The organism is Streptomyces sp. NPDC059909 (genome assembly GCF_042730885.1).
In the GTDB taxonomy this organism is placed as follows: Bacteria; Actinomycetota; Actinomycetes; order Streptomycetales; family Streptomycetaceae; genus Streptomyces.
The window spans coordinates 78,529-89,483 of the sequence record NZ_JBHWKX010000017.1; the positions used below are offsets into that span (position 1 = coordinate 78,529).

At 72.4% G+C, this 10,955-nt stretch carries 8 protein-coding genes and 1 pseudogene; 3 read left to right on the top strand and 6 right to left on the bottom strand.

The window, feature by feature from the left end; genetic code table 11:
* Positions 1–192 precede the first annotated feature (192 nt).
* Both ACFV9O_RS14640 and ACFV9O_RS14645 read left to right on the top strand, forming a co-directional pair.
* The gene (locus tag ACFV9O_RS14640) at positions 193–1,788 is read left to right on the top strand and encodes an amidohydrolase family protein (protein ID WP_385417080.1); all 1,596 of its coding nucleotides are present in this window, start codon (positions 193–195) and stop codon (positions 1,786–1,788) included.
* A gap of 91 nt (positions 1,789–1,879) precedes the next feature.
* The gene (locus tag ACFV9O_RS14645; RefSeq protein WP_385417083.1) at positions 1,880–2,407 is read left to right on the top strand and encodes a cupin domain-containing protein; all 528 of its coding nucleotides are present in this window, start codon (positions 1,880–1,882) and stop codon (positions 2,405–2,407) included.
* 95 nt (positions 2,408–2,502) lie between these two features.
* Here the strand turns inward: ACFV9O_RS14645 and ACFV9O_RS14650 are convergent.
* Positions 2,503–2,634 (bottom strand): annotated as a pseudogene (locus ACFV9O_RS14650) (serine protease); the annotation flags it as partial.
* 97 nt (positions 2,635–2,731) lie between these two features.
* Between ACFV9O_RS14650 and ACFV9O_RS14655 the strand changes: the two are divergent.
* Positions 2,732–3,241: a DinB family protein gene (locus ACFV9O_RS14655; protein ID WP_385417086.1), complete on the top strand. Its 510-nt coding sequence runs from the start codon at positions 2,732–2,734 to the stop codon at positions 3,239–3,241.
* A gap of 157 nt (positions 3,242–3,398) precedes the next feature.
* Here the strand turns inward: ACFV9O_RS14655 and ACFV9O_RS14660 are convergent, their stop codons facing one another.
* From ACFV9O_RS14660 to ACFV9O_RS14680, 5 genes are all read right to left on the bottom strand, one after another.
* Positions 3,399–5,486, bottom strand: coding sequence for a bifunctional polysaccharide deacetylase/glycosyltransferase family 2 protein (locus tag ACFV9O_RS14660; RefSeq protein ID WP_385417089.1), 2,088 nt, complete (start codon positions 5,484–5,486; stop codon positions 3,399–3,401).
* A 656-nt stretch (positions 5,487–6,142) separates the two neighbouring features.
* Complete coding sequence (mptB, locus tag ACFV9O_RS14665; RefSeq protein WP_385417092.1) at positions 6,143–7,651, bottom strand: polyprenol phosphomannose-dependent alpha 1,6 mannosyltransferase MptB; 1,509 nt, start codon at positions 7,649–7,651, stop codon at positions 6,143–6,145.
* A 180-nt stretch (positions 7,652–7,831) separates the two neighbouring features.
* Positions 7,832–8,746 (bottom strand): peptidoglycan-binding protein, encoded by a 915-nt coding sequence (locus ACFV9O_RS14670; RefSeq protein WP_385417095.1) that lies wholly within the window; start codon positions 8,744–8,746, stop codon positions 7,832–7,834.
* 82 nt (positions 8,747–8,828) lie between these two features.
* The gene (locus tag ACFV9O_RS14675) at positions 8,829–9,785 is read right to left on the bottom strand and encodes a penicillin-insensitive murein endopeptidase (protein WP_385417098.1); all 957 of its coding nucleotides are present in this window, start codon (positions 9,783–9,785) and stop codon (positions 8,829–8,831) included.
* 83 nt (positions 9,786–9,868) lie between these two features.
* The gene (locus tag ACFV9O_RS14680; protein ID WP_385417100.1) at positions 9,869–10,723 is read right to left on the bottom strand and encodes a hypothetical protein; all 855 of its coding nucleotides are present in this window, start codon (positions 10,721–10,723) and stop codon (positions 9,869–9,871) included.
* Positions 10,724–10,955: the final 232 nt, after the last annotated feature.

The following is a 10,955-nucleotide window of genomic DNA, read 5'->3' on the forward strand; positions in this document are numbered from 1 at the left end:
GGGTGGGGGGGAGGGAAGGGGAGGGGATGACATCAGCGTGTTTTTTGGACCTTGGTTGGTTTCACCCCCCCCGCTCCCCAGAACTGGGGGCTTCGCCCCCGCCCCCCGCGGGCCCGGGGGCGAAGCCCCGGCTGCCGGGAAGGCGCGGAATCCGGGGTGGAGCCCCGCAAGACGGAGAAAGGCACGCATCACATGGACCTCGTCATCCGCAACGCGCGCGTCGTCGACGGCACCGCCACCGCCTCGTACCGCGCCGACGTCGGCGTCACGGACGGCCGGATCACCGTCATCCACCCCGAAGGGCGGGGCGGCCCGCGCCCCGGCGCCCGCCGCGTGCTGGAGGCCGGCGGGCTCGCCCTCTCCCCCGGCTTCATCGACATGCACGCGCACAGCGACCTCGCGCTGCTCCGGGACCCGGACCACAGCGCCAAGGCCGCGCAGGGCGTGACCCTGGAGGTCCTGGGCCAGGACGGGCTGTCGTACGCGCCCGTCGACGACCGCACCCTCGCCGAGGTCCGCCGGGCGATCACCGGGTGGAACGGCGACGGGTCGGACGTCGACTTCGACTGGCGGACGGTCGGCGAGTACCTGGACCGCCTCGACCGGAACTTCGGCGGCCGCGGCATCGCGGTCAACGCCGCGTACCTCGTCCCGCAGGGGACCGTGCGGATGTACGCCGTCGGCTGGGACGACCGCCCCGCCACGGAGGACGAGCTGCGCCGCATGAAGCAGCTCGTCGCCGAGGGCCTGGAGCAGGGTGCCATCGGCATGTCGTCGGGCCTCACCTACACCCCGGGCATGTACGCCGACGACGCCGAACTCACCGAGCTGTGCCGGGTGGTGGCACGCCACGGCGGCTACTACTGCCCCCACCACCGCTCGTACGGCGCGGGCGCCCTGGAGGCGTACGAGGAGATGGTCGGCCTCACCCGCGCGGCCGGCTGCGCCCTCCATCTCGCCCACGCCACCATGAACTTCGGCGTGAACGAGGGCCGCGCGCCCGAGCTGCTCGCCCTGCTCGACGAGGCGCTCGACGCGGGCGCCGACATCTCCCTCGACACGTATCCGTACACCCCCGGCTGCACGACCCTCGTCGCGCTGCTGCCGAGCTGGGCGAGCGAGGGCGGACCGGAGGCGTTCCTCGCCCGCCTCCAGGACGACGGGACCGCCGAGAGGATCCGGCACCACCTCGAGGTCATCGGCTCGGACGGCTGCCACGGGGTGCCGATGGAGTGGGACACCATCGAGATCTCCGGCGTGAGCGATCCCGTCCTCGCCGGTCACGTCGGCCGCCGCCTGGACGGCTGGGCCACCGCCCGCCGGCTCCTGGTCGAGGACCAGCTCGGCACGACGATCCTCCAGCACGTCGGCCACGAGGAGAACGTCCGGGCGATCATGCGGCACCGCGTCCACACGGGCGGCAGCGACGGCATTCTCCAGGGCGACAAGCCGCACCCGCGCGCGTACGGCACCTTCCCGCAGTACCTCGGCCGGTACGCCCGCGAACTCGGCGTCCTGTCCCTCGAGGAGGCCGTGGCCCATCTGACCTCTCGGCCCGCCGCCCGGCTGCGTCTCCCCGACCGGGGTTACGTGCGCGAGGGCTACCGCGCCGACCTCGTACTCTTCGACCCGGACACGGTCGCGGCGGGTTCGACGTACGACGCGCCGCGCACCCTCCCGGCCGGGATTCCGCACGTCCTGATCGACGGCAGGTTCGTGATCGAGGACGGGAAGCGCACGGACGTGCTGGCGGGACGCTCGGTACGGGGAGGCCGCCGGGACCGATGACCGCGAAGTCGCGGGAGGGCGGTTCCTCACAGATGATGGGGGATCTGCGCGCTGGTCGATGACCGTCGAGTAGCTTCGGAGGTTCGACGTCATGATCAAAACACGACTTGCCTTGCGGTGCCTGGCTGCCGGCGTGGTGGCCGCGACCGCCGCATTCGTCCCCGCGGCAGGGGGAGCGACTGCTGCCGAGCCGTCCGCGGCGAAGGCGGCAGTCTCTGGGACCGAGCAGCCCTCACCACCCACACCACCGACGTCCCCCACGCAGACCACGCCGCCCGCCGAGACGGTGAAGGTGTTGCTTGAGCAGGGACTTCCGAATGTCCCGGGCAAGACGTTCACCTCGGAGGTCGTCGAATTCCCGCCCTCCGCACGCGCGGTGCCGCATCGCCATGGCAAGGCGTTCGTCTACGCCTACGTGCTCGAGGGCACCGTGCGCAGCCAGCTCGACAACGAGCCGGTCCGCACCTACCGCGCCGGCGAGCACTGGGTCGAACCGCCGAACTCCTACCACGCGCTCACGGAGAACGCGAGCTCGACGGAACCGGCGAAACTGCTGGCCGTCATCGTGTCGAACACAGGCGATCCGACCAAGGTCGATGACCCGAAACCGACGGAGTGAGCTGGATCAGCGTCTCCGTCCCGTCCCGGGCCGGCTCGCCGTCGGCCCGGGACGGGACCGAGCAGGAGGGGAACGTCGCGGCGGTCTGCGGTACACGACGGCAGACGGTCGACCACGACCTGGCCGGGCGCGGGGGATCCGGCCTCCAGGCAGTGGCCGTTGGACAGCACGAGTTCCGGGTCGTTCGGCTGGGACGCGGGCATCCGGACAACGGAACCGGAACAGTTGAGGCGCCCGCGCTGCCAAGCGAGGCACCGTTGTCGGTCAGCCCGGTCCCGCACTGCACCCGCACACGCACCACCCGACCGGGCTTACCGTGACTCCGTGAAAACCGACGACCGCATCTCCCCGCCCCTGCGCGGCAACGAGCGCGAGACCCTGCGCGCCTACCTCGACTTCCACCGCGCCACCCTGGCCATGAAGTGCCAGGGCCTGTCGGACGAGGACCTGCGCCGCAGGTCCATGCCACCCTCGACGCTCTCGCTGCTCGGCCTGGTGCGGCACATGGCGGAAGTGGAACGCACCTGGTTCCGCCGGGTGATCGCCGCTGAGGACATCCCGCTCGTGTGGTCGGACGAGGGCGACTACCAGGTGGCGTACGACGCGACGAAGGCCACGCGGTCCGAGGCGTTCGACGCCTGGGAGACCGAGATCGAGCACTCCCGGCGCATCGAGCGGGAGGCCGAATCGCTCGAGGTGACCGGGTACCAGCCACGGTGGGGCGAGCACGTGTCGCTGCGGCTGGTGATGCTGCACCTGATCCACGAGTACGCGCGCCACAACGGCCACGCCGACTTCCTCCGGGAAGGGATCGACGGCACGGTCGGGGCGTAGGACGGCCGGAGCCTGGGCCGCCGGCCGCCGGACGGCCGGAGCCCAGGTCGGCCGGGGGCTGGGACGGCAGGGGGCTGGGACGGCAGGGGGCTGGGACGGCCGGGGGCTGGGACGGCCGGGGGCTGGGACGGCCGGGGGCTGGGACGGCAGGCCTCCGTCAGGTACGCACGGCGCCGCGATCCTCGAGGACGTCCGTCGCCGAGCCCGTACGCTGCATGCGCTGCCACCGGAGCCGGTTGCCCGTCAGTGCCGTGACCACCGACTGGACGACCACGAGGTACATCAGCTGGCGGTAGACGAAGATCTGGAGCGGCAGGGTCCACAGGGGCTCGAACTTCTCCCGGTCCAGCCGCAGCGCGTACACCGCGCTGAAGACCTGGACCGCGGTGAAGGCGAGCCAGACCGCCGCCGCCTGCCCCGCGCCGTGGAACAGCAGTCCGTACAGGGCGAAGACGTCGACGAGCGGAGCGACCAGCGGCAGGACCGTCTGGAACAGCAGCAGATAGGTCAGGCCACGGCGGCCGAGCTTGCCCGCCGCGCCCCGCTCCAGCACGGCGCCGCGGTGCTTCCACATGGCCTGAAGCGTGCCGTAGCACCAGCGATAGCGCTGTTTCCACAGCTGACGCACCGTCGAGGGGGCCTCGGTCCAGGCGATCGCCGACTCCTCGTAGACGACGCGCCAGCCTGCCCGGCACAGGGCCATGGTGAGGTCCGTGTCCTCGGCGAGGGTGTCGTCGCTGACCCCGCCGACGCCCACGACGGCATCGCGGCGGAACGCCCCGATCGCGCCTGGAACGGTCGGCATGCACTCCATGACGTCGAACATGCGGCGGTCGAGATTGAAGCCGATGACGTATTCGAGGTGCTGCCAGCGGCCGAGGACACCCTGCCGGTTGCCGACCTTGGTGTTGCCGCTGACGGCGCCGACGCGCGGGTCGGCGAGCGGCTGGATCAGGTTGAAGACCGCGTCGGGTTCGAAGACGGTGTCGCCGTCGACCATCACGACGATGTCGAAGTGGGCCCAGGCGAGGCCGGTGTTGAGGGCGGCGGCCTTCCCGGAGTTGGGCTGGCGGATCACCATGACCCGGCGGTCGTCGATCGCGTCCGCGATCTCGAAGGTCCGGTCGGTGGAGCCGTCGTCGACGACGATGATCTGGACGGCCTGGTGGGTGGAGGCCAGCAGCGAACGCACGGTCGCCTCGATGCCCGCTTCCTCGTTGTACGCGGGGACGATCACCGAGACCGGATCCGTGAGCGGCGGGAAGCGCGGGGCGCCGCGGCGCCGGGAGCGCTTGGTCCGGACGCGCTTCACATGCACGCGGGCGACCGTGAACAGCATCACCAGCCGGGCCGCGGTGATCACGCCGGCCGCGAGCAGGAACCAGGTCATGGCGTCGGCGAAGGCCCGGGAGGCCTGCTGGGCGCGGACGACCGCGGCACCCCGCCACTCGGCCGTCGTGCCGACGCCGTAGGTCGTGCCCGGAAGACCGAGGCCGGCACCGACGGTCGTGTACTGGATCCGCTCGCCGCGGCCGGCGGTCAGGAGCCGCTCGGTCTCGGCGACGGCGGCCGTCGAGCCGGTGAACTGGCGGACGCCGGTGCCGTCGGCGGCGGACGCGGCGGAGTCGGCGGTGACGAGGACGTAGCCGTCGACCATGGCCTGCCGTGCGGCCCGGGCCATGTCGCCGCAGAAGGAGGCGGCACCGGCGGTGTGCGGGAGGCGCAGCAGATGGGTGCCGGTTCCGGCGGTGCCCGCGAGGACGTTCTGGGTGAGGGCGAGTTCGAGCCGGGCCCGGGGGCCGGAGACCTCGGCGAGATTGGCGTCGGTGTAGGTGTGCGAGCCGAGTTCGTGGCCCTCGTCCCTGATCCGTCGTACGAGGTCGGGATGGGCGGCGGCCTGGGTGCCGGTGAGGAAGAAGGTGGCCTTGGCCTGGTGCTGCTTCAGCAGATCGAGCAGGCGCGGGGTCCAGGCCGGGTCGGGGCCGCCGTCGTAGGTGAGGGCGACGGTGCCGGAGGGCATCCGTCCGGCGGCGATTCCGCCGGTCTTGGGGTCCTGCCGCAGGACGGGCCCGCTGTCGAAACCGGGATCGGGGGCGCCCGGGCAGCGGGTGGCGGGCGCGGCGGTCGGGGCTATCTCGTGCCGCCCGTATCCGCTGAAGAGCAGGGCGGTGGCGGCGACGACCAGGGTGAGCGTCAGCAGCACCCAGTGGGCGCGGGGATCTCGGCGTATGGCGTGCCGGGTCACTTGGGTCCCTTTCCGGCCGCGGTGGGCGAGTGCCGGGGTGCGTTGCCCGAGTTCCCGGGCGGGGCACTCGCGGCGCCGCCCGCCGTCGGCGCCTCGGCGGTGGGGGACGTGCCGGTTCCGTCCGCGCCGGGGCTCTCGGACGCGCTGGGCCCCGGGGAGCCGGAGGCCGAGGGAGCGCCCGGATCCGCTATCGGGTCCCCGCCCCCTTCGCCGGGTTTCCCGCTCTCATCCGTCGAAGGCGTCGGCTCCTCGGCCGTCGGCGAGGACTCCTCCCGGCTCTGGCTCCAGGGCAACGGGCCGCCGGCCGGCCCGGCACCGAAGAGCCCGGCCAGGACAACAGCGATGAAACAGACGCACGCCGCACCGAGGGCAACCGACGCATATCTCATTAGGCGGCGGCGGCGCCCAGAGGCGTCGACGAATACCGGACTCTCCTGGTGGCTCACAGCCGCGGATTCTATGGACTCAAGGGCTCCATTTCGAAGCCGGGTGCGAAATCCGACATCGTCGACACCCTTGCCGCCGCGCCCCACCAGGCCGCCCGGCGGGCCCGGCGGGCGGCGCCGACGCCGCGCCGATCCCCGGCCCCGGGTCGGCGCCCCATGTCGGACCTCCGTCCCGACCCCGCGCGCACTACCGGGCGTTGGGGCCGGGGCCTAGCGGGGCACGCCCGACAGGGAGTCCGGTTCCGGGCGGGGCCGGGACGGTGCGGGACCCTCGGCAGCGGCGGGCCCCCCGTGCCGCCGCAGTGCCGTCACCGCGGCCGCCACCGCAAGGGCGGCGAGTGCGAAGCCGTACGCCGGGGTGTGACCCGAGGGCTGGGTCTCGTAGACGAAGGACACGGAGAGGACCATCAGGATCGGGACAATTCGATCGTTCCCTACCGAAATAGCCGCAACCGCCACCGTCCCCCACAGCAGGTACCAGGGCTGCACCATCGGCGAGAGCGCGACGAGTGCCAGCAGAGCGAGGCCCAGACCGCGTACGGGACGCATCCGTCCGCGCAGGGAGCGGTATGCCAGGACGGCGATCACCGCGACGGCGGCGGCGAGGCCGAGGGTCTGGGTCAGGCTCTTGACCGCCGCCGGGTCCACGTCGCCGGAGAGCAACCGCGCCGCGTACCCGGCCGCGAGGCCGAGGTCGCTGGTGAGCGAGAGCGGCGTGTGTACCGTCGCCGCGACGCTCTGCGTGCGCAGCCAGCCGAAGCCGGTCCCACTGAGCCACGTGGTCGCGGCCGCGATCGTGGCGGCGACCAGGCCGGGGCCGAGGGCACCCTTCACGGCGCGCAGGACGGCCGGCCCCCGGCCGGCGTCGCGGACGACGATCACTCCGATGAAGAGCAGGGCGACCGCCGCCGGTGACTTGATCGTCATCGCGAGGGCGACGACCGCGCTGCCCAGCACCCACCGCCCGCGCAGCGCGCAGACGACACCGGCCAGCATGAGGCCGATCATCAGCCCGTCGTTGTGCATGCCACCCACGACATGGATCAGCAGGAGCGGATTGAGCACCGCCAGCCACAGGGCACGGCTCTCGCCGGCGCCGTACTGCGCCGCCAGCCGGCGCACCGCCCAGGCCGTCAGGACGAGCGCGCCCACCGCCGTCAGGCGCAGCCCGATGACGGCCGGCACGATCGTCCCGCCGGTCGCCCAGGTCACGCCCTTCGCGAGCAGCAGGAAGACCGGGCCGTACGGCGCGGGCGTGTCGGTCCAGTTCCCGCCCACGCTCGCCGCGGCATCGGCCCCGAGCGAGCCGGGGCCGAGGACCGAAGGCCCGTGCGCGTAGACGTCATGGCCTTCCAGGACCATCGCGCCCTGCGCGATGTAGCTGTACACGTCGGCGCTGTACAGCGGCGGCGCCAGGACCAGCGGTGCGGCCCACCAGCCGAGGGTGACGAGCACGTCGCGCACCCCGCCCTGCCCGGCCACCTCTGCCGTCTCCCCCGCGGCGAGTTCCCGCCCGTACTCCCACCAGGCCAGGACCAGCAAGGTCAGCCCGAGATATGCCAGTACGGCGGCGGCGACCGTCACCCCGTGTCCGTACGGGACCCAGAGCCCCCACGGCTCACGCGCGGGCAGCGACCCGGCCGCCAGACCGCCCACGGCGATCGCCAGCGAGCCGGCGGCGCCCGTCCGCCGTGGCCCGGCCTTACTCAGCACCCACATGAGCAGTCAGTTCATCCCCACCCGGTTCGCACGGATTGCCGAGCCTACAACGCCCGCCTCGCCCCGAGCCCCTCGTGTGGACGGCGGACGGCGGACGGCGAAACGCCCGTCACCCCGGCCGGACGGGCCGGAGTGACGGGCGCGGTGACGGGAGCGGTGAGCGTTCGGCCGCGGGCGCCGCTACTCCCAGGCGCAGTGGACGTGGTTGCCCTCGTCAATGGCCTCGGTGGCCCCGTACGCGCGACAGGCGCTGACGAAGGTGGAATTGCTGACGGACATGTTGTCCGCGTCGAAAGCGATGCCCCTGTAGTGGTTGGAGTTCGTGGAGTGGTCACCGCCCGCGATCTCGGTGATCAGGAAGGTGTAGCCCCGCTCGGTGGCCAGCTTGAGCATGCCGTTGAGCATGGCCGTGGAGAGCCAGACCTCGCGCTCGCCGACGTCGCTGTAGTTGCTGGTCTCGGCGGTGGTGCCGTTCTTGGTGTCGGTGATGTTGGCCTGGGCCGTGGAGTCGCTGTCGACGACTCCGCTGACGTGGTAGGTCAGGAGCGAGATCCTGGAGTTGGCGTCGATGGACGCGGCGAGCTGGGCGCGGGTGCTGCCGCCCCCGCCGGAGCCGCCGACCAGGGCGTTCCAGGTGTTGGGGCCGACGATCCCGTCGGCCGTGAGGCCGTGCTTGGCCTGGAAGTCCTTGGCGGCGCTGGTCGACGCGGGGCCGAAGTCCCCGTCGACGGCGAGGCCGTAGCCGTACCGGTTCAGCTGGGTCTGGGCCGCCTTCGCTGCGCTGCCGGTGCTGCCGTTCTGCACCGTGACGACCAGCTTGGGCCAGGTCAGCGGGCCGACCGAGCCGTCGGCCGTGAGGCCGTTGGCGCTCTGGAACGACTTGACCTTGGACTCGGTGGTGGGTCCGAACTGTCCGTCGGCGGTGGTGGCGTACCCGCGGTGGGTGAGCAGGTGCTGAATGGTGGTCACCTGCGGTCCGCTGTCACCGTTGGCGATGACCGGCCAGGTTGCGGCCGAGGCGGTGCTCGGCCCGAGCAGTACGGCGACCAGCGCGGCGAGTACCGCGGCGATCAGCGTCGGGAAGCGTCTGCGCATGACTCTCCTTGACTGCGTTGACTGCATGCCTGCGTTGCCTGCGTTGCCTGCGTCCTGCATTGATTTCGCTTGCCCGAACGGATCACCGGTAGCGGATGTGCAGGTGGTTGTCGTGGTTCGGGTACTGCGTCGTGAGGCCCTCGGAGATGAGGGTGGGATCGTTGAAGAAGATCAGCTCGACGTGTCCGGGGGCGGCGGCGCGGATGGCCTGGACGAGCTGGCGGGTCGCCGCGCGGTCGTAGGTCCCCGACTGCCAGGTGATCCGGCCCGCGGTGCACTGGGCCGAGTCGGTGCGGATCGGCCAGATGTCGATGTCGAGGCCGACCTCGTGGCTGGCGTGCCCGGGGATGTCACCGCCGTGCTCCCAGCTCGCGTCGCCCATCGGCACCTTGCCGTTGCCCGTCGAGGCGAAGGAGGAGGTGGCGGACTCGAGCTGCGCGGCGGCCGCGGCGGTGGCCCAGTTCGCGGAGGCGTTGCCGTCCGGGTTCTGGTCGCACATGTTGGCGCCGAAGTTGATGAGCTCGTAGTGCCAGACGAGGTTGCGCCAGGTGTCGGGGCCTACGACGCCGTCCGCGGAGATGCCGGCGTGGGACTGGAAGTTCTTCACCGCCGTGGCCGTGGCGGGCCCGAAGTCGCCGTCCACGGTGAGCCCGGCGGCGCGCTTGGCGTTCAGCAGGTACTGCACGGCCTTCACCGCGGGTCCGTTGTCACCCTGGCGTACGGTGACGACGAGCCGGCCCCAGGTGTTGGGGCCGACGATGCCGTCGGCGGCGAGGCCCTTGGAGCTCTGGAACGACCTGACGGCGGAGGCCGTGCCGGAGCCGAAGACGCCGTCGGTGGCCACGGTGTGGCCGTGTGCGCCCAGCAGGTGCTGCACGGCGACGACATCGCTGCCGCGGTTGCCCGAGCTCTGTGTGTGGAAGAAGGCGCCGGAGAACGCCTGGGCCGGCGCACCGCCCTGGACCAGCATCGCCATGATCATGGCAAGGAACATGACGATCCGGGCGCTCTGCTTCCGCAGGCCTGGTGATCGGAGCATGGTGCGATCCCTCTCGTGGTGGGCCTCGTGATGGACGGGGTGTACGGCGGCGGCGCCGTGGAGCCGCCGGGCCTGGACCGGTTTCACGGAACCGGCCGGGCGAAACTCAGTCCGTGGCGCCGCTCGAGCTCGCGGATGCGTGGGAGCAGCGTCCGTTGCAGGGCGAGGATCTCGTCCCGGTGTGACACCTGGAAGGCCGTGCGGCGGCTGATGCGCAACGGCTCCCGTACGGCCTCGACCGGAGCCATGCACGTGGCATAGGCCGCCCCGAACCCCCGGTCGGCGCGGGCCGCTTCGTCCGCGTCCTCGATGCCCTGGACCGTGCGGTCGACCAGGGCGAAGAAGCCGTCCTCGTCGTCGACGTCGATGCGGTGGCGCGCGAGGCAGCCGGGTAGCGCGCGCAGGGCCTTCCGGGCCTGGGGGTCGTCCCGGGCCGCGGAGACCTCGGGCCACCACTTGGACTGGAGCGGAGCGTAGAGGTCCTTGAACTCCTTGGTGGCGCTGTGGGCCTCCTCCGCACAGCGCCGCTGCGCCTCCGGGTCCTTGCGGCCCGCCGGCGCCGGTGACTGCGCGTCCGGCATGGCCGGGACGCTCTGCGTGAGACCATGCCGCTCGATGAATCCCAGGTCGGGGAGGTCGGACCAGCCGATGTACGCCGGCGGAGGCACCTCCGGGGGGCTCACGCCCTGCCGCTCCGCGCACTCGTGCAGCGTGGCATGGCCCACCATCTGCGCGAAACCGTCGAGCCCCTGGGTCAGACGGGTGTCGTCACCTGTGGCCGGCAGGACCATGGCCGTGATGTCCTGCGGAAGCCCCTGCCGCACGCCGGGGGGACGCACGGCCCCCGACGGTCCGGGGAGGGACTGCACGGAAAGGCCCGGCGCGGCGCCCCCGCACGCCGTCAGACCGATCGACGCGACGACGACGCCCAGGACCACGGCAAAGGTCCGCCTCCTGGCGGGCCCGGGACCGGGACCGGGACCCGGCCCGGAACCGGGACCCGGCCCGGGGCCGGCTGCGCGGTGGGACTTCTTCACGGCACCTCACACCTGACCTCTCGTCGGTTCCTCGGGCGCGGCCGTGGGGGGGGAGGGAGCGGGGGGGGGGCAAGAGAGGCGGAACACCCCGGCGCGGGGAGGTGGATGGGCTGCGCTTACCTCCCCCCCAGAA